The 25,068-nt window shown below is 62.1% G+C and carries 17 protein-coding genes and 1 riboswitch; of the genes, 6 read left to right on the forward strand and 11 right to left on the reverse strand.

What is annotated here, in order from left to right; all coding sequences use genetic code 11:
• Positions 1-25: 25 nt before the first annotated feature.
• Positions 26-2,071 carry a beta-N-acetylhexosaminidase gene (locus OHL12_RS05750; RefSeq protein ID WP_263412869.1) on the forward strand — a complete coding sequence of 682 codons (2,046 nt, stop codon included), beginning with the start codon at positions 26-28 and terminating at the stop codon, positions 2,069-2,071.
• Between the two features lie 72 nt (positions 2,072-2,143).
• On the opposite strand, the gene OHL12_RS05755 is transcribed toward OHL12_RS05750, so the two are convergent.
• The 5 genes from OHL12_RS05755 to hemW all read right to left on the reverse strand — a co-directional run bounded on the left by OHL12_RS05755 (position 2,144) and on the right by hemW (position 10,150).
• Positions 2,144-3,922 carry an alpha,alpha-phosphotrehalase gene (locus tag OHL12_RS05755; protein ID WP_263412870.1) on the reverse strand — a complete coding sequence of 593 codons (1,779 nt, stop codon included), beginning with the start codon at positions 3,920-3,922 and terminating at the stop codon, positions 2,144-2,146.
• An 81-nt stretch (positions 3,923-4,003) separates the two neighbouring features.
• A complete protein-coding gene (locus tag OHL12_RS05760; protein WP_263412871.1) occupies positions 4,004-4,972 on the reverse strand; it encodes a vWA domain-containing protein in 969 nt (322 codons plus the stop codon).
• Positions 4,973-5,087: 115 nt separating this feature from the next.
• A complete protein-coding gene (locus OHL12_RS05765; protein ID WP_263412872.1) occupies positions 5,088-7,541 on the reverse strand; it encodes a TonB-dependent receptor in 2,454 nt (817 codons plus the stop codon).
• Between the two features lie 55 nt (positions 7,542-7,596).
• Positions 7,597-7,767, reverse strand: a riboswitch (cobalamin riboswitch).
• Between the two features lie 105 nt (positions 7,768-7,872).
• Entirely contained in the window at positions 7,873-8,916 is a 1,044-nt protein-coding gene (locus OHL12_RS05770) for a threonine aldolase family protein (RefSeq protein ID WP_263412873.1), read from the reverse strand.
• Between the two features lie 19 nt (positions 8,917-8,935).
• The gene (hemW, locus tag OHL12_RS05775) at positions 8,936-10,150 is read right to left on the reverse strand and encodes a radical SAM family heme chaperone HemW (RefSeq protein WP_263412874.1); all 1,215 of its coding nucleotides are present in this window, start codon (positions 10,148-10,150) and stop codon (positions 8,936-8,938) included.
• 85 nt (positions 10,151-10,235) lie between these two features.
• Between hemW and OHL12_RS05780 the strand changes: the two genes are divergently transcribed.
• The 5 genes from OHL12_RS05780 to OHL12_RS05800 all read left to right on the forward strand — a co-directional run bounded on the left by OHL12_RS05780 (position 10,236) and on the right by OHL12_RS05800 (position 17,423).
• On the forward strand, positions 10,236-12,239 hold the full coding sequence (locus OHL12_RS05780) for an ABC transporter ATP-binding protein (RefSeq protein WP_263412875.1): 2,004 nt from the start codon (positions 10,236-10,238) through the stop codon (positions 12,237-12,239).
• A gap of 159 nt (positions 12,240-12,398) precedes the next feature.
• Positions 12,399-13,010, forward strand: a complete 612-nt coding sequence (locus OHL12_RS05785) for a DUF47 domain-containing protein (RefSeq protein WP_263412876.1) — start codon at positions 12,399-12,401, stop codon at positions 13,008-13,010.
• A 20-nt stretch (positions 13,011-13,030) separates the two neighbouring features.
• On the forward strand, positions 13,031-14,092 hold the full coding sequence (locus tag OHL12_RS05790; RefSeq protein WP_263412877.1) for an inorganic phosphate transporter: 1,062 nt from the start codon (positions 13,031-13,033) through the stop codon (positions 14,090-14,092).
• Between the two features lie 61 nt (positions 14,093-14,153).
• A complete protein-coding gene (lpxB, locus tag OHL12_RS05795; RefSeq protein WP_263412878.1) occupies positions 14,154-15,341 on the forward strand; it encodes a lipid-A-disaccharide synthase in 1,188 nt (395 codons plus the stop codon).
• A gap of 102 nt (positions 15,342-15,443) precedes the next feature.
• Complete coding sequence (locus tag OHL12_RS05800; protein ID WP_263412879.1) at positions 15,444-17,423, forward strand: M1 family aminopeptidase; 1,980 nt, start codon at positions 15,444-15,446, stop codon at positions 17,421-17,423.
• Positions 17,424-17,594: 171 nt separating this feature from the next.
• Here OHL12_RS05800 and OHL12_RS05805 read toward each other — a convergent pair whose 3' ends face one another.
• The 6 genes from OHL12_RS05805 to OHL12_RS05830 all read right to left on the reverse strand — a co-directional run bounded on the left by OHL12_RS05805 (position 17,595) and on the right by OHL12_RS05830 (position 25,004).
• Positions 17,595-18,134 carry a 3-hydroxyacyl-CoA dehydrogenase NAD-binding domain-containing protein gene (locus tag OHL12_RS05805; protein ID WP_263412880.1) on the reverse strand — a complete coding sequence of 180 codons (540 nt, stop codon included), beginning with the start codon at positions 18,132-18,134 and terminating at the stop codon, positions 17,595-17,597.
• 5 nt (positions 18,135-18,139) lie between these two features.
• On the reverse strand, positions 18,140-18,334 hold the full coding sequence (locus tag OHL12_RS05810) for a hypothetical protein (protein ID WP_263412881.1): 195 nt from the start codon (positions 18,332-18,334) through the stop codon (positions 18,140-18,142).
• Between the two features lie 54 nt (positions 18,335-18,388).
• Positions 18,389-20,071 carry a 4-alpha-glucanotransferase gene (malQ, locus tag OHL12_RS05815; RefSeq protein WP_317889806.1) on the reverse strand — a complete coding sequence of 561 codons (1,683 nt, stop codon included), beginning with the start codon at positions 20,069-20,071 and terminating at the stop codon, positions 18,389-18,391.
• A gap of 18 nt (positions 20,072-20,089) precedes the next feature.
• Entirely contained in the window at positions 20,090-22,078 is a 1,989-nt protein-coding gene (locus tag OHL12_RS05820) for a peptidylprolyl isomerase (protein ID WP_263412882.1), read from the reverse strand.
• Positions 22,079-22,196: 118 nt separating this feature from the next.
• Entirely contained in the window at positions 22,197-23,291 is a 1,095-nt protein-coding gene (locus OHL12_RS05825; RefSeq protein WP_263412883.1) for a DNA topoisomerase IB, read from the reverse strand.
• Positions 23,292-23,540: 249 nt separating this feature from the next.
• Entirely contained in the window at positions 23,541-25,004 is a 1,464-nt protein-coding gene (locus OHL12_RS05830; RefSeq protein WP_263412884.1) for a BON domain-containing protein, read from the reverse strand.
• Between the last annotated feature and the right edge of the window lie 64 nt (positions 25,005-25,068).

Genomic DNA, 25,068 nt, shown 5'->3' on the forward strand with positions numbered 1-25,068 from the left:
TTGTGCGGCTTACCGGAGACTGCCCATGCCGCTGTTCCTGCCCCGCTGCCTCGCTGCGTCCGCCGTACTGCTTTGTGCCGTCGCTCCCACCTTTGCGCAGAATGCGCCGCGCGATGTGCTGATGCCCAAGCCAGCCAGTGTGCAGTTTGCGGCAGACGGTCTGCGCGTGCAGCCCGGTTTGACGGTGGTGTTGTCGCGATCGCAGTCGCCGCGCCTTCAGGCGGCAACACTTCGCTTCCTGAAACGCATGGAGGACAAGACGGGAACGGAGCTGCCGCGGTCCATCAGCACCGGCAGCAGCGGCACGATCGTGCTGGAGGTTGCGAGCGACGGTGAAGCGGTGCAGGGCCCGGAAGAGAACGAAAGCTATTCGCTGGAAGTGACCACGACCGGCGTGCACCTGAAAGCCGCCACCACAGTGGGTGCGCTGCACGGCATGGAGACGATCTACCAGCTCACACAGCCTGCCGGGAACGGTTACGTGATCCAGGCTGCAACGGTGCAGGACAGCCCGCGCTTTCCGTGGCGCGGTCTGATGATTGACTGCAGTCGGCATTTCGAGCCGCTGGACCTGCTGAAGCGCAATATCGACGCCATGGCCGCGGTGAAGCTGAACGTATTCCACTGGCACCTGGTCGACGATCAGGGATTTCGCATCGAAAGCAAAGTCTTCCCGAAGCTGACGCAGTTGGGCTCGGATGGAAAGTTCTACACGCAGGCTGAAGCGCGCGAGCTGGTAGAGTACGCGCGTGCACGCGGCATACGAGTCGTGCCGGAGATCGAGATGCCGGGTCACTCCGCGGCTTGGCTGGTGGCGTATCCGGAGTTGAACAGTGGAACGAAACCGGACGGCATCCGCCAGGAGTTCGGCATTTCCGATACCGCGCTGGATCCCACGCGCGACGAGACATACCAATTCATCGGACGGTTGCTGGCGGAGATCACGACGATCTTTCCGGACCCGTACCTGCACATCGGCGGAGACGAGACACCCGCTCCGGACTGGAAGAAGAACCCTCGCATTCTCGAGTTCAAGAAGGCGCACAATCTGAAGGACAACGAAGCGCTGCAGGCGTACTTCAACACGCGTGTGCTGGCGATCTTAACCAAGCTGAATCGCAAGATGCTGGGCTGGGATGAAATCCTGAACCCTGACCTGCCGAAGAGCATTGTGATTCAGTCGTGGCGTGGCGAGGCGTCGCTGTCAGCAGGCGCGCAACAGGGGTATCAGGGGGTGCTTTCCGCTCCGTATTACCTGGACGCGATGAAGACAGCAGGCGTTCACTATCTGGCTGACCCCGTTCCCGCGGAAACGAAGCTCACCACCGATCAGCAGAAACTGATCCTAGGCGGTGAGGTCTGCATGTGGGCGGAGCAGTTGAACGAGCGCACAGTAGAGTCGAGAGTCTGGCCGCGCACCGCGGCGATGGCCGAGCGCTTCTGGTCTGCGCAGAATGTTCGCGACGTCGATGACATGTATCGTCGACTTCTACCCACCTCGCTGGAACTGGAGACGTTTGGGCTGCGGCACCTGTCGAGCGAGGACGCGGGCCTGCGGTCGATTGCAGGGACAGAGCGCATCGGCGCTTTACGGAGCTTTGCCCAGGCCTTTGAGCCTGTGCCCTTCGGCAACCGCTACCAGGAGCAACACACGTCGCAACTAACGCCGCTGACGAACTTCGTGGATGCCGTGGTACCCGACCCGCCGGTGAAGCATCGGCTGGAGCTTGCCACTAGAGCTTTGACCGGCAGCGCTGGCACGCCTGCTGCGAGCACCGCCGCAACCGAGCTGACGGAGTACTACCAGACGGTCGGCGCTTCGGTGCCGGACGTGCAAGCAATGATCGCCAATGCGCCACGCCTGCAGCCCATGGCTCAGCGCGCGCAGCAGTTGACCGCCCTGAGCCAGATCGGCGTCCAAGCTGTGCACTATCTGACCGCTCACCAGCCTGCGCCGCCTAGCTGGAAAGCCGACAGCCTCGCGCAACTGGAAGCTGCGAAGAAGCCGTCAGCGATCGTCCGATTCGTGTTTCAGGATTCGCTGACGCAACTCGTGCAGGCGGTGCAGTAGACGGCGTTCTCATCCACGCGCACAAGAAGAGGGGCACAGCCTGGCTGTGCCCCTTTGCTGACTTGAACGCGACTACTGTCGGTAGACCCGGGACTCCCACGGCCGCAGATGCAAAGTCGACGATCCCGGAGCGTCGGAAGTGTCTCGATAGTTACCAAGCTTCAACTGCCCTGCCGCGGAGCCACCCGGCAAGCTGTACTCGACTGGCTGCTTCGAAAAGTTCAGCACGACAAGGTACTTCGCAGAGCCGAGCGTGCGCGTGTAGATGAAGACCTGTTGATGCTTCGGGTCCAGGTCCTGGTAGTCGCCGTAGACGAAGGCAGGATCGCTGTGGCGCAACGCAATCATCTGCCGGTTGAAGCTGTAGATCGAATCCGGATCGTTCACCTGGCTGGCGGCGTTGATCGTCGTGTAGTTCGGATTCACCGGTTGCCAGGTCTTTGTGCCACTGCTGAATCCAGCATTCTTGGTTGTGTCCCACTGCATGGGGGTGCGTGAGTTGTCGCGGCCGTACGCGGCGGCACCCTGGATCAACTGCTGTTCGGTCATCCTGCCCGAAGCTACGTCCGTCTTGAAGCGGTTCTGCACTTCAATATCGTTGAACTCGCTGATCTTGGTCCACGGATAGTTGGTCATGCCGAGCTCATCGCCCTGATACAGATAGGCCGTGCCACGCAACGTGAGCACCATCGTCTGCAGCATCTTGGCGCTCAACGCGCGATTCTCTGGCGTAGAAACATCTCCCCAGCGAGACACCACGCGCGACATGTCGTGGTTGCCGAGGAAAACGGTGTCCCAGTCCTGTTTGCCGAGCACCCGCGCATGTGCGCTGTAGATGGCTTTCAGGTCGGGCAGGTTCAGCGGCGCATACTCGTAGCCGCCTTTGGCACCGATGCGAGTCGCATCAAAGTTGAAGATTTCGCTCAGCTCATGGCGGTCCTCGCCGACGATGTTGTGCGTTTCCGCGAGCCCGATGCCAATGGCCTCCCCGACGCTCATGTCGTCGTACTTGGAGAGCACCTCGCGATTCATCTCCTGCAGGAACTCGTCGCGTCGCGGACCGTTGGCCCACACCTTGGAGGGGTCCTTCAACTGCTCCGGCGACAGGTCAGGCAGGCCGGGAATTTTGCTGATCAGCGGAATCACGTCCATGCGGAAGCCGTCGACGCCCTTGTCGAGCCAGAAGCGCATGAGGCTGTACACCTCTTGGCGAACCTTCGGGTTCTCCCAGTTCAGATCAGGCTGCTTGACGGCAAACAGGTGCAGGTAGAACTGCTTTGTCGTGTCATCCCACTGCCAGGCTGAGCCGCTGAAGTACGAAGGATAGTTGTTGGGCGGATCGAAGCCGTGGGGTGCCGAAGGGTTCGGCCGTCCGTCGCGCCAGATGTAATAGTCGCGGTAGGGATTGGTGCGCGACTTGCGCGATTCCTGAAACCAGCGGTGCTCATCGCTAGTGTGGTTCACCACAAGGTCGATGATCAGGCGCATGTGCCGCTGCTTGATGCCGGCGAGCATGCGATCGAAGTCGGCCATGGTGCCGAACTCCGTCATCACCTTGCGGTAGTCGCGGATGTCATAGCCGTTGTCGGCGTTCGGCGAATCGAAGTGGGGGCTCAGCCAGATCACGTTGATCCCGAGCTTCTGCAGGTAATCAAGGCGGCTGGTGATGCCGTTAAGATCACCGATGCCGTCACCATTGGAATCCTGGAACGAGCGCGGATAGATCTGATAGACCACTGCCTCCTTCCACCATTGCCGCGAATAGCCGTTGATCACGGTCACCGCATGGGCTGGAGTGGATGCATCGGCTTGCGCGGTCGCAACCGGAGTGGAGGGTGAAAGCAGGGTCATCGCAGCGAGGCAGAGCAGGCAGGTTCTAAAGGAGCGCACGCCCGCATGGTACTGCGAGCGTGCGCGATTGCAAAATGCGGTCTACTCGCGAACGGTACCAGCCTGCACCTCTTCCTGCGCGTGCAGCTTTACTCCCGGCAGGTTGGTGCTTATCTTCAAGCGCTGCAGATCACGTCCGCTGTCCTGGAAGGTTACGTCGTAGGTACGCGAGAGTGCCTGCTGGAACTGACGGAAGAACGGCGCGATGGAGGGCGGCGTGATCTGGCCCTGGTTGTAGGTATCGCCACCGGTCTTCTGGGCGAGTTCACTCAGGTAGTTCTGGCCCGAAGAACTCGAGTAGAAGCCGTTGACCGCGCGTCCACCGAAGTAGATGGAATACACAGGCACGTTCGACTTCTGCGCCAGGCGGATCGTCTCGTCCACGTAGGGACTGTCCTGGTTCAGCGGACTTACGGAGCCGTTGTAGTAGTCGATCCCGTTCGTGATCATGATCACCACGCGCGGCGCTCCGGTGCGGGTGGGCCAGTGCTTCAGCAGATCCTGCAGGCAGAAGTAAGGGCTGGCGCTGATGCCGGGCGCGGAGAGTGGGATCCGCACGCCCTTGGCAACTACGTCCGGGTCAGTGCTAAACGGCTGCCCAAACGCGACGGTGCCGTTGCGCATGTAGCCCACGCTCACCGCGGTGTTGCCATTGGCAGTGCTGCGGGCGAAGTCGACGACCTCGCGGAGATTGGTGTCGAAATTGGTGCGAAGGCCCTCATCCAGCAGTACAGCTACTTCGAGCGGCTGCGACCGCGCGCCCGCCGACAGACCGGCAGAGGCGATCGCTGGGGTCACGTTCACAACCGGAACCTCCCGGCCACCTACATTGACCGTAACGTCGCTTGCTCGTAGAGCGGGCGCGGCAGCATCATGCTTCACGTCTGCGCGCACCAGCACGCGCGTCGGGCTCGGCCCCTCTTCCTGGGGAGCATTCTTCTGTGCGGAGATAGAGCCGCCGCACGCGGCCAACAGCAGAACAACTGGGGCGAAACGTACGCCTGAAATCATTGAAAAAGTCCTCCACGTGCTCATAGGCACATGCCTATTGGATGTGCGCCATGGCACGAAGAGAGCTTTGTACAACGCCCGATTGGGTTGCAGGCGTTGATTGGCATTGGCGCGATCAGTCGCGGCTGAGCCGCACCTTGACGCCGACACGGAAGTTGAACGGCAGCGCTGGGTAACCGATTGGTCCCATGCGTTGCTGACCAAGCAGGTTGTTCATCTGGCTAAACAGAGCAAACTGCGGACGCACCTGCCAGGTCGCATCTGCATCCAGCCGAACGAACCCGTAGGCGAGATTGCGGTTGGGCAGCAGCAGCGAATTGTCGCCAGCAATGCTGGCGTACGACAGAAACGTGCTGTCGTCAGAGCGCGAAGAGAACGCCGCCTTTAACCCAGCCGTCCACTTCGCGGACGCATATTCCGCGACAGCGAAGCCGGTGTGGGGAGCACGCCGGAACGGCCTTGCCCCAATCAGCGGAGAGCTGCTACCGATGGGAATGTCCGGGTAGTTGGGATTGGTATTTGGAAAGCCTCCCAGGACGGCGGTCACATCCCCACTGAACGAACGCTCCACCTTCGCGTCGAGGTAGGTGTATCCACCCCGGAACATGAGGTGATGCATGGGGCTGTATTCCAGGGCCGACTCGACGCCCTGAGCCCGATAATCCAGAGAGTTCGTATACGCTCCGTAGCTTCCCGGCACCAGTGCGCTGAGAGGAATGCCAAAATACTGCTGCAAATCGGCGGCGCCTACGTATTCGACCTGCCGGCCGAACTGGTTGTGGAAGTAGTTCGCGCGCAGCATCAATCGCTGGCCGTAAATGCTCTGCTCCAGACCTCCTTCGTAAGTGCGGTTGCGTAACGCTCCAATCGGGTCCACGTGGTACTGCGCGATAGCAGCGGTGTTCCCCGCCTGCGCCAGGGTGGTATACAGAGATCCCAAGCCGGCGGCTAGGCTAGGCTCTTGCACGCCCTTGCTGAAGTTGAAGTGGAGACGGGTGCCATGCAGCCAGCCCTGGCCGGGTCGGATTGCATACCCGGCAATGCCGAGACGAGGTGTGCCTTCCGTCCCGTACAAGGTATTGTGCTGCAGCGCCCCGCCGAGTGAGTAGAAGATGCGACCCAATACATCGCCCTGCAACTGCAGCGTGTACTGGTAGTCGCGACGTTCCGCATCCTGCGTCGAGAACGAGGAGCGATAGCTGCCACGCTCCTGCAAGAAGCGGAAGCCAGCCAGCGCAGCCAGATGAGGGGTTAATCGGTAGTCGGCGTTGTACTGCACGCCATCGCGGTCGGAAACAGAGTCGGAACGGTCGTTCTGGCCCGTGAAGAACTCGGCCTGTCCGGTTGCGACGGTTCCGTTCGCACCCCGAATGGTAACCACGTTGCCGTAGTAGCTGGTGAAGCCAAAAGCGGTGACCGGTGTGCCCACCGCGCCGTACTCGAAGTACTGTTCCCGTTTGCGCGCGCCAAGATACCGGGCGGTCTGGTGCAGGTTGCCATGCAGGGTGCCTTCGAGCACGCCAGACAGATATAAGTCCTGGTCGGCCTGCTTTGCCTGCGAGGCGAGACCATAAAAGTCCCAGGCTCCGGGCACGCCAGTAGCGCTCACACCGCTGCGCACCGTGCCGCGCAAGGAGAGATCGGTGGCAAGCTGCACGCCGACGTTCGCGGCCACCGTGGTCAGGTGGAAGCGATCGCCGGGCAGAGCATTCGACGAGTCGAACCGGCTCACACCGGCATAGCCGTCCAGCCTGCGGTGCGCTCCGGAGATCTCGGCTTCGTTGCGCCAGGTATGGAAGTTTCCGGCGTCGCCGGAGTACGTGAACACCGGCCGTGAACTGCCGCGTGGTGTGTCGAACCGGATGGTGCCGGCAAGCGCGTCGGTGCCGTACAACACGCTGTTGGGACCGCGCTGTGATTCAAGCCCGCTGACCGCGGTGCTGCTCACGTTGCTAAAGTCGAACCGCCCGCCTACATCGTTGGCTGGCACGCCGTCGATCATTACGAGGTTCGCGGTGGAGTCTCCGCCGCGCACGAACAGGCTCGTGATGCCGCCATAACCGCCACTCTGCACGACTGAAACGCCGGGCTGAAGTCGGAGCTCATCCGAGATGCCGAAGCGAGTAGCTAACTCCTCGCGAGGGATCAGCGTAACGGCGACACTGGTCTGCTCCAGAGGCGTCGGCAGACCGGTGGCGGTCACCGTGACGTCCTCCCGGCGCGGCTGGATGCGCAGAAAGATATTCTGCTCGACCGCTCCTTCACTCGATGCAAAGAGCGGAGCCGAGCTTTGCATTGCAAAGCCAGCAGCCGTCGCCCGTACGCTGAAACGGCCACTGCGACCTTTTGCGCTCAGAACGTAGGTGCCGTCGGGATCCGTGGAGGCAGAGGTGACTTCTTGGCCTTCTTGCATCAACGCGACCGTACCGGGAACGCCGCGACCGAGTGGGTCGCGCAGAGTTCCTCGAATCGTCGCTGCCTGGGCAAGTGGAACGGCGAACGCGAAGAGTAAGGGCGCGGCACAAGCGTGCACAACCGCGCGCCTTCCTTGGAAGGTGAAATGAGACATGCAGGTTCTCCTACGCTCCCCTCGGAGCGCTGGTTCGAAGCCGGCAGCCGGAATCGGTCTCCTGACTTACGCGCTCTCGATCGCGCCCCGTGGTACGCCGAGGTCCGTCTTCCCACGCGAACGCAGTGACGGGCCGGCATCGAGGCGGAACGTGCAGAGCTCCTGATGGAGCACCGCAGGCGCGCTTACAGTTGCGGGGCAGTGGCGGATTCTCACCGCGCTTCCCATTGCACTCCGGTGCGCTTGGGATTGGTGGGACGATGCGCAGCGATGCCGCGGTCGCAGGTAGGGGCGTAGATGTCAGTCTACGCGCTGCCGCGCCGCTCGATCGCTAGTTACGCGATGTGAGGATCTGCGCGATCACACTCGCGGCGCGTTCGCACTGCTCCGTGGATACGTCCCGATGCGTGACAAGCCGAATGCGCCGATCGCCAACCGCGCTGGCCAGCACGCCTGCTTCGCGCATGGCGGCGACCACGCCGGGCGCACCCCCATCTACGACGAAGAAGACAATGTTGGTCTCTGGCATCGCCTCCAAGCGAAGGCCGGCAACGGACCCGAGGCGTTCGGCCAGAAGCCGGGCGTTGCTGTGATCCTCGTGAAGGCGCGCGGGCATGTCGTTGAGAGCGATAAGCCCGGCAGCGGCCAGAATGCCGACCTGTCGCATGCCTCCTCCGAGTGCCTTGCGAACGGAGCGAGCACGATCAATGAAAGCGCGAGGGCCGACCAGGATGGATCCTATTGGCGCGCACAGGCCCTTGGACAGACAGAAGTTGACCGAGTCGAAGCCGTCGGTCAGCGTGGCAACGTCGGTACCAAGAGCTGCGGCAGCGTTGAAAATGCGCGCGCCGTCGAGGTGAACGGGCAGACCGGCTGCGTGCGCGCCCTCGATGACTTCTTGCATCACTGCACGAGAAGAAACGGTGCCACCGGCCATGTTGTGCGTGTTCTCAAGCCAGACGAGGCCCGTCTGCGGCTTGTAGTACAGGCCCGCCGTTGAAAGCGCCTCGGTGATGTGCTGCCAGGTAAGCACGCCCCGATCTGCAGAGATGGTGCGCAACTGGCAGCCACTGAACATGGCGGCCATGTTCATCTCCCAATCCAGCACGTGAGCACGCGCTTCGCAGATGATGTCCTGCCCCGGGCGGGTGTGCAGGTGGAGAGCAATCTGATTGCCCATAGAGCCGGTGGGGACAAAGATGGCTGCCTCACGGCCGAAGACCTGGGCGGCACGCTCTTCCAATCGGTTCACCGTCGGATCTTCGCCGTATACATCGTCACCCACGTCCGCCGATGCCATCGCCTCGCGCATCGCCGGGGTGGGCTTGGTCACGGTGTCGCTTCGCAGGTCGATGAGTTCGCGGGAAGTGGGCATGATCATTTCTCCTCTTTGACTAAGCGGCCACGGTGAGTAGTTCGCCGAAGACGGATGAAGACAGCACGCGGCCCTGTGCTGTGAGTGCGAGCCTGTCCGGCGAGACGGTCATCAGGCCGTCGTCCGAAAGTTCGCGAGCGCGCTCTACGAGGGCGCGCAGTCGTACAGGTTGACGCATGGCGGCCAGGTCGGCGATCGACACACCCTGCGCCAAGCGGAGGCCGAGAAAGACGGCCTCTTCGAATGCGGCATCGTCGCTGATAGGCAAGGTCTCACTCGGTCCAGTTGCCTCGAGATACCCATCGAGTTCATCCGCGTTCTGAAAGCGCACCGCACGGCCGTTCTCATCCAGCAGCATGGAATGCGCGTCCAGACCAAACCCAAGGTACGGAGCGCGTTGCCAGTACTTGAGATTGTGACGAGACTGCGCGCCAGGTCGAGCGAAATTCGAGATCTCGTACTGTGCGAAACCTTCGCTGGCTAGCGTGTCACAAGCCTGGTGGTACAAGTCCGCGCACATCTCCTCGGAGGGCACGGCAGAAGCGTGGTAGCGTGCCTGCTCTCCCAGGACCGTCAGTTGTGAGGTGGAACGAATCTTTTCGACCTCGGTGCCGAGCCGCGAATCGCCGTCTGTCTCCAGCATGTAAACCGACACATGTTCCGCCGGGCTCTCAAGTACGCTCCGCAGCGATTCGGTCCAAGTTGCAGGGGTCTGGTAAGGCAGCCCGGCGATCAAGTCCACACTCAGCCTGGGAACACCGGCGGCTTGCAGGCGCTCCAGTTCTGCGCGGCACACATCGCCCGTGTGCAGGCGCCCTACGGCACGCGCTTCCCTGTCCACGAATGACTGCACACCGAGAGAGACGCGATTGATGCCGGACAGCAGAGCCGATTCGAGCAAGAGCTCGGCGATCTGTCCGGGTGCGGCTTCCAACGAGATTTCAGCATTTGGCAGCAGATCAAATTGCCGGCGCAGGGCCCCGAACACGTCTGAGATTTGCGCAGGCGAAAGCAGCGAGGGCGTTCCTCCACCCAGGTAAATGGAATCGACCGTGCGCGGCATCTCGCAGGCGAGCGCGCGGGCGGCTTCCGGCGAGCGCTGAATCTCCTGGATCAGCCGATCCACATACGCCTGCATGCGCTCGGGCGGAAATGCATCGGACGCGAAATTGCAGAAGCTGCACTTGGCCCGGCAGAACGGGACCGAGATGTAGATTCCGACTGGAGAAGCCACCTGATCATTTTCCCATGCAGGCATGCAGCAGGCGCACGTTCGCTGAACCAGTACGGCGGCTCTCCGCATCTAGAATGGGAAGTACATGGCGAAAGCCGATCCAAACAAGCGCAAGCGCGAAAAGAAGCAGGGCGCCGCGGCCGAAGACGACGTTCTCGGCAAAGCCTACGACAGCCGGCTCATGCGCCGCCTGCTCACGTACCTGCGCCCCTACCGTCTTGCGTCAGGGCTCAGCCTGATCGCCGTTCTGCTGAAAGCGGGCGCGGATGTGGTCGGTCCGTACATGGTAAAGCTGTCGGTCGATCGCTATATGGTCGACACGCCATCGCCGAACCCGCCGTGGTTCGTGCGATACCTGTCGGCGAATGCGCTTACCGGCATTGCGCAATGCGCAGGCATCTATCTGGTGGCGCTGCTTCTCAGCTTCGGCCTGGAGTTTGTGCAGACCTACCTGATGCAGTGGACGGGTCAGCGGGTCATGTTCGATCTGCGATCGCAGATCTTTCGCCACCTGCAGCGCATGCACGTCGGCTTCTACGACAAGAATCCGGTCGGCCGCCTGGTCACGCGGGTGACCAGCGACGTGGACGCGCTGAACGAAATGTTCACGTCCGGCGTTCTGGCGATCTTTGAGGATGTTTTCGTTCTCATCTTCATTGTCGCGATCATGCTGCGCATGAGCTGGGCGCTCGCCCTGCTCACGCTGGCGGTCCTGCCGGTGATCATGTACATCACCCGGCTGTTCCGCATCGCTGTACGCAAGAGTTACCGCCTCATTCGAGCGGCGATTGCCAAAATCAACGCGTACACGCAGGAACACATCAGCGGCATGAGCGTGGTGCAGTTGTTCAATCGCGAAGAGCGCTCCTACGCGGCATTTGTGAAGACCAATGCCGAGCATCGCGACGCGTATGTGGACCAGGTGCAGGCCTACTCGTTGTACTACCCTGCCGTTGAGTTCCTGTCGACGCTGGCCATCGCGTTTGTGCTGTGGAAAGGCGGCCTGAGCGTACTGTTTGAGCGCCGCTTCCTGGGCAGCACGGTCACGCTGGGTGTTCTGGTTGCGTTCATTCAATACGCCCAGCGATTCTTCCGCCCCATCCAGGACTTGAGCGAGAAGTACAACATTCTTCAGGCTGCAATGGCTGCGTCCGAACGCGTCTTCGGCCTGATCGACACTGCACCTGAGATCGTTTCGCCGGCCAATCCGGTCACGCCGGCGCGCACCGGCAACCCTGCGCTGGGGTCGATCGAGTTCCGCAATGTCTGGTTTACCTATCAGCCGTTGACGTCGGAGCAGGAGGAGCTTGTCGCTCGACTCTCTGCCGAAGAGCTTGCCGCAATGCCCGGCATTGAGTGGATCCTGCGCGGCGTCTCGTTCACCATCGCGGCCGACCAGACAGCCGCCATTGTCGGTCACACGGGTGCGGGCAAGACGACGATTACCGCGCTGATGATGAGGTTCTACGACATCCAGCGCGGCAGTGTGCTCGTCGATGGAGTGGACGTCCGGCAACAATCGCTGGAAGCCCTGCGGCAGCGCTTTGGGGTCGTCCTACAGGACGCCTTCCTCTTCACGGGGACGGTGCGCACGAATATCCGGCTGGGCACGGCGCGCATCACCGATGCCGAGGTAGAGCACGCGGCCGACGAGGTCAATGTAGGCGACTTCGTACGATCGCTTCCCCATGGCTTTGACACCGAGGTCCATGAGCGCGGCGCGACGCTTTCGACGGGGCAAAAGCAATTGATCAGCTTCGCGCGTGCGCTGGCGCACCGGCCGGCAATCCTGATCCTGGACGAGGCCACATCCTCCGTCGACACGGAGACGGAGCTCCGGGTACGTGCCGCGCTGGAGGCGATGATTACGGGCCGGACCTCCGTACTGATCGCGCATCGACTGTCCACCATCCAACGCGCAGATTTGATCTTGGTCATGCACAAGGGCCAACTGCGCGAATCCGGAACGCATCATGAATTGCTGACCCAGCGCGGCCTGTACTGGAAGCTGTATGAGCTGCAGTACAAGGATCAGGAGCTCGCCCGTGACCTTGCGATCGAGGCTCCCCTGGTGCCGGAAGGCGTGTAGTCCGCAGCAGGCAGCCTGCTTTCCACCCGCCCCGATAGCGCTGCGTCCACTAGTGCAGCGCCGACTTCATGCCCTCGGGTATGCTTTGACTTTACGTAACCCGCAGGGACTCCGGGCGGGATTGTGGAAGGGACACCGAGACGTGCAATGTTCAGCCTAATGCCCAAAGATCGCACCTTCTTCGATCACTTCGAGGAACTCGGGCGTTTGCTGGAGCGCTCCACAAGTGAACTGAGCCAGTCCATGAGCCTATGGCCCGCGTCAGACGGGCACGTGAGCCAGATGGAACAGGCACGGCACGAGGCGCATAGGGTAGTTCGAGAAAGCCTCTTGAGACTGGACACTGCGTTTATCACTCCCTTTGACCGAGAGGACATTCTGGAACTGTCCAGCCGCCTGTATGAAGTGATCGCCGTAATCGCTACCAGCGGTCGGCGCATGGAGCTCTACAAGCTGGAGGAGATGCACCCTTCGCTTCGTTCGCATACCGCGGCCATTGAGGTGATGGCTCGCGAGCTTGCCTCCGCGCTGAGGCAACTGCGCAAGGAAGTGAAACTCACCGCGCTGCGGCCCAACCTGGACGAGATCGGGCGGCAGGAGGAGCAGGCTCGCCAGGCGCGCGATCGCTTTCTGCTGGAGCTGTACTCGGGCCAGCCGGATGCGTTGCAGGTGATGAAGAAGCGCGAGGTGCATGACCTGATGTTGGAGGCCATCTACCTCCTGGACAATCTCGGACGTACCGTTGAACGCATCCTGCTAAAGAACGATTAGCCGCAACCCACGACACCTGCATGCACGCGATCCCCCTAGCCCTGGTTGTCCTGGTTGTTGCAATCGCACTCCTGTTTGATTTCCTGAACGGGGTTCACGACGCCGCGAACTCAGTCGCGACCATTGTGACCACACGTGTGCTCACCCCAACGCAGGCCGTAGCCTGGGCAGCTTTCTTCAACTTTGTCGCGGCATTTGTCTTTGGAACCGGTGTGGCTCACACCATCAGCAATAACCTGATCGATCCGGCCGTGATGAGTGTGTACATTGTGCTTGCGGGACTGCTTGGAGCCGTAGTGTGGAACGTGCTCACTTGGTACCTGGCCCTGCCGACCAGTTCGTCGCACGCGATCATCTCTTCCCTTGCCGGCGCCGCCCTAGTCAAGGCCGGCTCTCACGCGATTCTGCTTCGCGGGTGGGCGCCGGTGCTGCTGTTCCTGGTGATCTCGCCCCTGATCGGCATGGTGCTGGGATACGTGTTCATGCACATTGTTGCGTGGAGCACTTATAGGATTCCGCGCGAACGCGCGAGCAAGCTGTTCCGGTCGCTCCAGTTGTTTTCCGCGGGCGCTTACTCGTTGGGTCATGGCACCAATGACGCGCAAAAGACGATGGGCATCATCGTCGCGCTGCTCGTCAGTTCCGGGTACTCTCGCTACGCCACATCACGGCACGTACTGTTCGGCATGCACCACGAGATTTCGCTATGGATCATCCTGAGCTGCCACGCTGCCATCGCGCTCGGGACAATGATTGGTGGCTGGCGCATCGTGAAGACCATGGGATCCAGGATCACCCCACATTTGCGGCCAATGGGTGGCTTTTCCGCAGAGCTGGCCGCGGCATTCACCATTGGGCTCGCGACTTTCGCCAAGGTACCCATCTCCACCACACACGCCATTGGCGGCGCGATCAGCGGTGTGGGCGCGACAAGAGGTGTGCACGCCGTGCGATGGGTTTGGGCCCGGCGCATCGTCTACGGCTGGGTGTTGACGTTTCCGGGCGCAGCACTGATTGGCGGCCTGTTCTACCTTCTGCTGCACGTCACGCTGGAGCCGCTTGTCGGAGTGGCGGCACGTTGATCCCCGGATCACCGGCAAGAGCTTTCACGCAGAGCCGGCGGTTCCGCCTATGCTAGGCAGGATGCGTCCCGATCCCCTCATCTTCGTATCTGCCGGAGAGGCATCTGGCGATCACTACGGTGCGGAACTGATTGGCAGCCTGCGGGGAAAGCTGCCACAGGCGCGGTTCGTCGGGCTTGGCGGTGCGGCAATGGAGAGCGCCGGCCAGCGACGCATTGTCCGGGCGGAAGACGTCGCCTTCATGGGCATCACGGAGATCGTGCGGCACATCCCGCGGGTCTTGCAGAGCTTCCGCCGGCTTGTAGCCATACTTCGCAGGGAACGGCCGGATGCCGCGGTCCTGATCGACTTCCCCGACGTAAACTTCCGGCTGGCAAAGCACTGCAAGCGGCTTGGTATCCCGGTGATCTGGTTCGTCAGCCCGCAGCTTTGGGCGTGGAAGCGGAAGCGGCTGCGCTGGGTGCAGGAGCGCGTCTCGCAGATGCTGACGATCTTTCCCTTTGAAGAGCCGTTTTACCGTGCTCGCGGCGTCAAGGCCGTGTTCGTCGGTCACCCGCTCGCCGAGGCACCGCTGCCTTCTATCACTCGCGAGGAGTTTGCAGTGCAGCACCACCTCGATCCCGCTAAGCCGTGGATCGCGCTGCTGCCCGGCAGCCGACGGTCTGAGGTGGTGGCTAACTTTCCGACGCTGATCAAGGCAGCCAACTTGCTCGGGGATTGCTATAACTTTGTCGTTCCTGTCGCCTCAGGGCTGGACCTTGCCGAGGTAGAGAGCACGTACCTGCACAGCGTGAAAGTGCCTTTCTCGTGGACGCGGGATGCACGGTCCGCGCTGTTTCACAGCCGGGCCGCCGCCGTGGCCAGCGGCACCGCAACCGTGCAGGCCGCGGTGCTAGGGACGCCCTTTGTCACGGTCTATCGCGTGTCCAACCTTACCTTCCGCACCGCGAAGCGGCTGGTGGCGTACCCCCCTGAGGTGATCGCCGATCTGGACGAGCACGGAAACCTGCCGGTGGCCATGCCCAACCTGATCGCGGGCCGGCGGGTCACCCGCGAGCTGCTGCAGGATCAGTTCACGGCGGAAAACGTCGTGGCGGCATTGCGGCCACTGCTGGCGGACGGCGCCGAGCGCGAGGAAGCTCTGGCTGGATTGCGTACAGTGCGGCAACGCCTGCTGCCCGCGGGCGAGCAGACCGCCACGGAACGCTTACGGGATGCCGTTCTGCAGGCTCTCGCTTCGGCCTCCTGAAAGGGCGTGTTTGCGCCGTTGATCTTGAACCATACGAGTCGCGTCTAACAGGTTGAGGGTGCGCTTGAAGCGCGCGCCACCTTGCTGCTTTTCGAGGACTGGATGCCTACTGCTGCACGATTTTGCCGAGCCGCACTTTCCGGCGTGCTCGTGTGTGTCACACCGCTGCTCGCACAGACCGCCCGCCAGACGATTCAGGTGACCGGCTACACCATCGACGCCGATCTGGACCCGGCGACGAACAAGCTGAGCGCGACCGCAATCGTGACCGTAAACGCTCTGGAGGACACCTCCACCGCAACGTTTGAGTTGAACAACGGCCTGCGGGTAACGCAACTAAACGGACCCAACGGCAAACCGCTAGAGTCCGAACGGAATGCCCGTAACTCCACCATCGCCGTCGCGCTGCCTGCAACGTTGGCCAAGGGCACAACCGGCACCATGAGCTTTACCTACAACGGTGTGCTTTCAGGGTCGGATACAAGCCCGGTGGAGGGCATCAAGACGGCCGAGGTCGCCAACCCAATCTCGACCCTGCTATACCCTGGCCGGTGGTTCCCGGTGATCGGCCTGTTCACGAACCGGTTCACCATGAACCTGCACGTGCGTGTGCCGGGCGACCAGACGGCAGTCGCATCGGGCTTCACCGGGAAGAAAAGCCTGCCCGGCAATCGGACGGAGTTCGATTTTGTCTGGTCGAAACCGGGTTTCCCCGGCACGCTGGTGACGGGCAAGTTCCTGCCGGTGATCCATCCGGCGGGTGTATCCAACATTTCGCTGTATGTACTGGAGAAGAACAAAGCGACTGCACAGGAGTATGGCGCCGTCGCTCAGCGCCAGATGGAGTACTTCACCACTACATTTGGCCAGCCCGAATCCAGCAAGCTTCAGGTTGTCGAGTTGCCTACCGACACCTTCACGGGCACATGGGCACCGGAACTTGCCGGCATCGCCGGCAACCGCATCGGCCTCGCCAACAGCTACCGACTGCTCTCGAACACGATCGCGCACCAGTGGTGGGGCTCGGAGATCAGCCCTGCAACGCTGGGAGACGCCTGGATCACCAACGGCATGGCTCGCTATGCCGAGCTAATGTACCTGGAAGAGTCAGCCGGCAAGGGTGCTCTGCAGGCGGTGCTGCCGGACATTCAGGCCAGTGCCCTTGCCTATGACACGGCACCACTCAGCACGCTCACCCGCGTTGATCCCTTCTCGCCGCAGTTCCAGTCGGAGACGCCGGATAAGGGAGCCATGGTCTTTCACATGCTCCGCTACCAGATGGGCGACGAGAAGTTTGTCGCGTTCTTGCGTGGGCTGCTGTCCCAATACACGGACAAGTCAGTGCGCGGCACAGATGTAGCAGCCGTGCTGAACGCGCAGAACAGCGGTGTAAACACGGCGGGTTTCTTTGCGCAGTGGATCGACGGCACTGGAGCACCGAACTTTACGGACAAGTTCTCGGTCTTTCGGCTTGGCGGCAACAAGGGCTTCCGCACCATCGGATCGATGTCGCAGGATCTAGACCTGTTCCGCATGCCGGTTGAGCTGCGCATCGAAACGGACGGCAAGACGGAGTCGCAGCGCATCGATGTGAGCGGCACCGACTCCACCTACACCATCGAGACCTTCGGCAGGCCGCGCCGCATCGTCATCGACCCGGATAACTGGATCCTGAAATCGACACCGGACCTGGCGGTTCGTGTTTCCGTGCTGCGTGGCCAGTTGCTGGTGGCGCAGGGCGACCTGATCGGCGCACTGGCCGAGTACCAGAAAGCCTTGGACCAGAATCACAGTTCGTCGCTCGCGAACTATCGCATCGCGGAAATCTTCTTCACGCAGCGGAACTACCAGTCCAGCGCCAACAGCTATCGCGATGCTCTGCGTGGCGACGGCGAACCGAAATGGACCGAGGTTTGGAGCCACATCGGTCTTGGCAAGATCTTCGACGTGACCGGCCAGCGCGATCGCGCCGTCAACGAGTACCGTCTTGCCGTCCAGACCAATGACAACACCCAGGGCGCGATCAACGAGGCACGGCAATGGCTGACCAAGCCATACACGCGCGAGGCGCAGGGGCAGTAGCGAGCGAAGGGCATGGCCGGTTCGGCCACGCCCTTCACCTCACCCATTCGTTGTGAAGTGGGGCGGCACGTTAGCGTCGAAGGCCTGAGGTTCGGCGGGCGTGAGCTATAGCTGCGATATGCCCCAATTACCTTCGCCGGCGTGCGAGGCTCGAGCTCGCATTCCGCCAAGCTACTGCGTGGGCATAGAAGATACGGAAGGTTGCGCCACACGGACGTCGCGGCCGAGCGATCGCCAGAAGCTCTCTGCCAGTTCCGCGGCTTCCGCGGACGTCTGCGCGCCGACGTGCAGCGTTATGGAGTCACCCGCGTCATGAGCCCCCAGAAAGCGGTCAGCCCGATAGGTGCACGCTGCCAGATCGTTCACCTCGAGCACACGTGTCGGCATGCAGATGATTGTCTTGGGCGGCGCCATGCGATCGACCATGCTGATGATTTCGAGCTTGGATTCCAGTTCGTCCGGAACGAAGTCGACCGCCAGATCTGCTTCCCGGACGGCGCTCTCCACCTCTGTCGCAAGTTCGAGCGTGCCCGGCATGCCCTGGGTCGGTATCTGCTCCAACGCAGTGCGCAGGCGCGAAGGCAGGACGTCTTCCAGCACTACACGATGACCGGCACGTACCGCCTCAGCCGCAAGGGAACGGCCCGCTTGCCCGGCGCCGATAATGGCGAGGGTAAGCGGGCCGAATGAACTCGAAGCCTCTGCGGACAAGCGCGCTAGGCCTTTTCAACTTCCGTTTCCAGCGCCTGCAGAACCGCGCTGTAGCTCGGGTCGGAGTTGCGGATGTGCTCCCCAACGCGGGTGCGCTCCTCAGGCGTCAGTTCTGGCAGGGTAGCCAGGATTCGGCGCAGTGTAACGGCAATGTCGTCCACATAGTTCATCGTGCGGATGGCTTCTCCGGAGAGCGGCATGGGTTAAAACTCCTTCCTAAGAAGTGTACCGTGCGTATCGCAAGCCAGACGCGCTCAAGCCGCGACGCTGACGGCGTCAGTCTCGGAACGCTGTTTCTCCTTCGCCTCGTCGCCCTCCTTGGCCGATTGCTCTTCCATCTCTTCCGGGACGTAGCTATCGCGGTCGCACTGCTCCGTGACGTGACGCAACTGCAGGGCGATATCGGGATGCAGGGCTTCGGGAGCGTAACGCCAGGTCCAGTTGTTCTCCGGAACGGACGGCGTGTTCATGCGGCCCTCGCTGCCCAGGTGCAGCAAGTCTTGTAAGGGGATGAGGCAAATGGCAGCAACTGACCGTTCGGCCAGGCGGATCATGGACCACACCACGTCATTCTCATGCGCCAGCGGGCCAACGTAGGTCAGCAGGTTGTTGCGGTCGGTCTCTTCCGCTTCGCGCCACCAACCCAGAGTCGTGTTGTTGTCGTGAGTGCCCGTGTACACGACCATATTGGTGGTGTGCTTATGCGGCAGGTGCAGGTGGGCGCCTCGGCCCGCAAAGCCGAACTGCAGCACTCGCATGCCCGGCATGTCGAAGTCGTTGCGCAGCTTTTCCACCTTGTCGGTAATGACGCCCAGATCTTCCGCGATGAACGGAAGCGAGCCTCCCAAGGTGGACTTGAGCCGATCAAACAGGGCGTACCCGGGCGCCTCAACCCACTCGCCATTTAGTGCCGTTTCCTCGGCGGCGGGGATGCGCCAGTACGCTTCGAAGCCGCGGAAGTGATCGAGCCGGAGCAGGTCATAGAGGTCTAACTGCCGCTTGACCCGGTCTACCCACCAGTCGAATCCGTGCTGCTCCATGTAGCGCCAACGGTACAGCGGATTGCCCCAGCGCTGGCCCGTGGCGGAGAAGTAGTCCGGCGGCACGCCCGAAACGGCAGTCGGCTTCGCTTCTTCATCCAGTTCAAACAGCTCACGATTGGCCCAGACATCGGCCGAGTCGTACGACACGAAGATCGCCATGTCGCCCATGATGCGCACGTCGCGGGACATGGCAAAGGCGCGCAGGGCGCTCCACTGCTCTTGGAAGAGGAACTGGATCGCGTACTCCGTATTCAGGGCGTCCGCGTGTTCAGCGTCAAAGGCCGTCAGGGCTTCGGCGTCGTGTTGTGAAAGACCCGCCGGCCAGTCAAGCCAGTGCTTGTACTCGTTCTCGCGACGGATCACCACGTAACGCGCATAGTCGGTTAGCCAGTAATCATTGCGTTCCCGAAAGCTGTTGTAGCGTTCGCAAACTTCACCCGTGCTCTGCTTCAAAAAGCGGCGAGCCGCTTCTTCCACCAGCGGCAGCTTCCGCTCCGTCACTTGAGCGAAATCGACATTGCCGTCTGAACCCGGCAGATTTGCGCAGTCCTCTGCGGCCAGCCAACCCTGCTCCTGCAGCGTGTCGAGCGAAATGAGCAGCGGGTTCCCCGCAAAAGCGGAGATCGCGCTGTACGGTGAGTTCCCGTAACCCACCGGATTCAGCGGCAGCACCTGCCACACACGCTGCTTCGCCGAGGCGAGCCAATCGATCAGACCGTACGCCGCGGGGCCAAAATCGCCGATGCCGCCGTTGGAAGGAAGCGACGTGACGTGCACCAGAACACCAGAAAGCCGTTCAGAGACCATTTGCTCCATACGATGCCGACGGAGCGGCGAAAGCAACGGCAAGCGCCTAAAGTGACAAGCCCGACGTAAGAACGCCGGGCCTGACACTTATTTGTCCTTCAACCTTTAAGAGCCGAGCGGTAGGCCGGGCTGCTTCGGCTGCTGGTAAATGCGAATCGCACCCTTGGCCTTGTACCGGTCCAGCAGCGTGCCCATGTACACACCGAAGATCTCCGCGCGCTTCCGCTCGATTAGTTCCGCGCGGCGCGTGGCGTAGGTTTTCGCAATGTCCTCAGGCGATGGTTCCTGTTTATCCAGTACCTGCAGAATGACGCCTGCAGATCCGTTCTCGACGCTCAGACCGCCGGTGATCCCGCCCTTGGGCAGGTCAAACGCCGCGCTGGCAGGGCCGTTCATCTGTCCCACGTCCGGCACGTTGGCGTCACGGCCAACCAGGTCGCTCGACTTCACCGGAACGTTCTGCTCGGCTGCTGCCTTGCGCAGATCGTGCAATTCCTGCGCGCGCGTCGCCAGTTTGGTCAGGCGAGCCTGCAGCAGGCCAGGAACCTGTTCGGCCTTGTAATCGTCCAGAACATGTCCCTTCCACTCGGCGAAGGTGGGCGCGTGCGCCGGGTGGATGTCGTCGGTCGTGTACACGACCATCTGTCCCGGACCGGCCGGAGCGACGCGAGGCGCATCGCCCTTCTTCTGTCCGAAGGCGCCCTGCAGCATCTGGGTCGCGTCAGGCAGACCGCTGACAGGACCGCCGGTCGGGACGTAGTCCGTCGTGGTCGCGTGCAGGTTGTGAGCCGCGGCAGCCTTGTCGAGCCCTTCCTTTGCGGCTTCGGACGCAAGCTGCGAAGCAAAGCTCTGCAAGGCTCCTGCGGCCTTCTGCTGCTCCAGAATGGGCCGGATCTCCGCCGCAACTTCGCTCAGCGGCTTGTCGTGTGCTTCGTCACGAGCCTCCGCCTGGATGATGTGGTAACCGAAGTCGGTGCGGACCAGATCGCTGGTCTGCCCGGCTTTGAGCGCCATCGCGGCAGCTTCAAACGCAGGCACCATCTGGTGGTTCCGCTTCACGTAACCGAGTTCACCACCCGCATCCTTGGAGCCGGGGTCCTGCGAGTTCGCCTTGGCCAGCGCTGCAAAATCTGCACCCTTGCGAATCTGGTCCAGCAGGCCCTGCGCCTTGGCCTTGGCTTCGGCGTCGGTCTTGGCATCCGCACCCTTGGGCGCGCTGATCAGGATGTGGCGAACCTTGACCTGCTCGTCAACGTGGTAATCCGCCTTATGCGCGTTGTAGTACGCCTGCAGGTCGGCATCCGTTACCTGAGGACGGCCGCCTGGCAAGCTGCCGGCGTCCACCGGAATGTAGGTGATCTTGCGCTGTTCCGGAATCGCGTTCGCGTAGCGCGCCTGATTCTTCTGGAAAAAACTCTGCAGTTCGCTGTCGATCGGGTTGATCGCCTTCGCTACGTCATCCGCCGTGATGGCGGCATAGTCGAACTTGATCTTCATGCCCTGCTGCCGCACTTCTTCGCGAACGGCGTTGTCGCTCACATTGGCGTTGGCAGTGATGAAGGCCACCAGCTTGCGCTGCGTCAGTTCGTCGCGCAGCTTGTCTTCAAACTCCTGCGTGGAAGCGAAGCCGATCTGCTGGGTCACAAACTGCCGGTACTTGTCGTCCCCGATGTACTGGCCGTTGGGGAAGAACAACTGGCCAAGCTGGCCATGCTGCAGGTCGTATCGAACATCGTCGTCCGTAGCCACCAGTCCGAGACGGTGCGCTTCCTGCTTCTCAATGGCTCCAGCCAGCAGGATCTGCTGCGCCTGAGGCTGCAGGAACTGCGCAAACTGCGCTGGGTATCCCTGCCGCTGCGCCAGGTTGCCGGCCAGGTTTGCGACCTCGGTGCTCTGGATGGTCTCCGAACTGCCGAACAGGCGTCCGATCACCCCGGGTTCGCGGACGGTAGCGTATGCGCCTTGAGGAGCGCCGGCGAAACCCTCGTAAATGCCGGGGACGAGCGTGATCACCATGGTGATGATGGCCGCACCGATCACCACACCGAAGATCGCCTTGGTCAGGCGATTGTCACTTTGCAGAAAACGAATCATGTCTGGTGGTGGGACGAAATCCTTCTCGAAATGCCGCGAAGCCGGCGGAACGCAGGCGCACGCGGTATCACCGCTTCGCGCGAAACGCTGTGCCAAGTATAGAGCAGCCCCGGCCCGGCTAAGCCGCCGCTTCCAGCAGCATTCTTTGCTGCAGCAGGCTGACCAGTGCTTTCTCTTCCTCGTGCAGCCCGTGCGGGTCAGTTTCCCGGGACACAGCTTCGCTTCGCTCCGCGATCTGCTCGTCCAGTTCTTCCTTGGCCTCTTGCTTGGTCAGACCGCCCATGTAGGCGTCGATCACCGCCGGGTGAACATAGCACTTGCGGCACACCGAGGGCGTGTTGCCGAGTTCCGACGCGACCTGCTTGATCGCCGCGACGATGTTCTTCTTGGCTTCCGTGACATTCCGGAACGGCTCGAACTCGTGGAGCATCTTGGCCGCCATCACTGTCCCGTGCCACGTGCGGAAGTCTTTGGCCGTGAAGTGCTGGCCCGTAATCTCGCGCAGATACTCGTTCACCGCCTGCGAATCGATCACGTGGTGGTCGCCGTCGTGGTCGACATATTGAAACAGCTCGTGACCGGGAATCTCTTCGCACTGGCGGATAATGCGGGCCAGCCGGCGATCGTGCAGGTGAATAGTGTGGTGAACGCGGCTCTTTCCCTGGAAACTGAAGGTGATTTCCGAGCCATGCACGTCGACATGCTCGTGCTGCATGGTCGTCAGCCCATACGAGTGGTTTTCGCGAGCGTATTCGGTGTTTCCCACCCGGATATGGGTGACCTCCATCAGGCTGACAATGGTCGCCAACACCTTGTTGCGGGGCATGCCGTGCAGTCCCAGGTCGTGGTGTACGCGAGCGCGAATTCCGGGAAGCGCCTCGGCAAAATGGGTCATGCGCTCGTACTTGTTCTCGTCGCGGATGGCGCGCCACTTAGGGTGGTAGCGGCTCTGCTTGCGTCCACGGGCGTCGCGGCCGGTGGCCTGCAGATGGCCGTTGGCCTCTTTGCAGATCCAGACCTGTTCCCACGCTGGGGGGATCACCAGCGACTTGATGCGGGCCAGGGTTTCCGCATCCTTTACCGCTGTCCCGTCAGGCATGAAGTAGCGGAAGCTGCCACGGAAGCGCTTGCGGGAGATGCCCGGGCGATGATCGGTAACGTAGCGAAGACCCGCAGCCTTGGCGAAGTCCGCCGGATCGTTCAGAACACTCATCGACTCGACGGGGGCCGTTGACTTTTGGCGCTTCTGTCGGGACGAGGTCGCAGGCCGTTGCTGCCGGGAAGAGGATGGGTTGCGCTTACGCATCGCCTGAGTTGGATGCATCGTCATGATGCGGCGTTCGGATTAGGTGATGGGGAGCGGAGCCGGTTTGCCTGTGGCGAGAGAGCGAGCTTCCCCTTGGTGATAACAAGAAAGGCGCGTGCACTCAGGTGCACGCGCCTTTGCTTCAGCGAGTCGTTCTCAGTAGTAGTAGCCGCGAGGGTAAGCGTAAGGGTATGGATACGGTGCCGGGCCGTAACCGTAGCCCGGCGGGGGCAGTGGCCGGCGAGCTCCTTCAGGGCCCGCGTAGCTGCCCAGGCGCTGCATCTCCGCCTCAGAGACAGTCAAAAGGCTGACCGGAGCCGTGAGTGGGAAGCGCAACAGCGCCTCTGCCGGAATGTGCGCGTTGCCTCCACCGCTGGCTGCGGCAGCGCCGAGGCCGGCAGCGCCACCCACGCCGGCACCGATTGCAGCGCCGGTTCCGCGACCCGCGATGGCACCAATGATCGCGCCCACGGCCGCGCCCCCGATCGCGGAGTTTACGGACTGTGCCGCCTTGTCGCGACCCGTCACGGTGAACGTCTGGCTTTGCAGCGGGATATTCTGCCCGCCAAGGTGCAGCGCCGTCAACTGGAGCGTGAGGCTCCCGCGACCTTTCAGCGCACCAGCACCCTTCGCGTCCACAACGGTTCCCTGCACCTCGGCACCGCGTGGAATCGCGATCAGACCGTTGGCGAGAATGTCGTTCTCAACCACGGCCGTGAAGTTGGTGCCCGGTTCGGCGTCGCCGCTGGAGAGCCAGCGCGTGATGCGGACGGGCAGCACCACACCCGGAGCGATGGTGACGTGTTGACCCGCCGGCTGACCGCCCTGCGGCCCGTAACCGTACGGTGCTGGCTGACCATAACCCTGCTGAGCCTCCCACTGGCGGCGATACATGCCGGGCGTTGGCTGCTGCGGATAACCCTGATTGTTCGCGTACGGACCCTGCTGCTGCGGATAGCCCTGCTGTTGCGGATAGCCCTGCTGAGGGTACTGCTGTGGCGCGCCTTGCGGATATCCCTGTTGTGGATACTGTGGCGCGTTTGCCTGCGGGTACTGTTGCGGTGGCGCACCCTGCGGATATCCCCCCTGAGGGTACCCGGGCTGCGGCTGCGGGTAGGTCTGACCGACCTGCTGCTGACTGTTCGGCATTGGGTACGCCTGCTGCTGTGGCGGCAGTGGCTGAGCGGTCTGGCCTGCGGGAGCAGGTGCCTGGTTCGGCAGACTCTGCTGTGACGTGGCGTCCGGCTCATTCAACGCCGCCATCCCGGCCTGCTCATTTGCGGCTTGCTCAGTCGCTGAGCCCGTGGTTGTGCCCGCCTGATCTCCCGCAGTGCCGATGGTGAGCTGGTCGACGACTTTCTTGACACCGACGGTGTGCGCCACGACCTGCTCGGCTGCGTTGCGCGTCTGCTCATCGGGCACAGAACCGGACAGGGTCACCGTGCCGAACGCGGTAGTGGTTTGGATCTGCTGCGAGGCCAAGCGATTGTCCGCGGCCATCGCCTTCAGGACGCTCGCCTGGATGGCTGCGTCGCTGGTGGTGGATTGCTGTGCGGCTGCGCCGCCAGCCAGAACGGCAGACATGGCGATCGCTGCCAGAAATCGATACCTTTGTTGCATGGTGCTGCTCCACGCGGGACGGAAACGTCGCGCCCGCTAGCCGTTCAGACGCAATTTACTGCGG

The sequence above is a fragment of the Terriglobus aquaticus genome (assembly GCF_025685415.1).
Taxonomy (GTDB): Bacteria; Acidobacteriota; Terriglobia; order Terriglobales; family Acidobacteriaceae; genus Terriglobus; species Terriglobus aquaticus.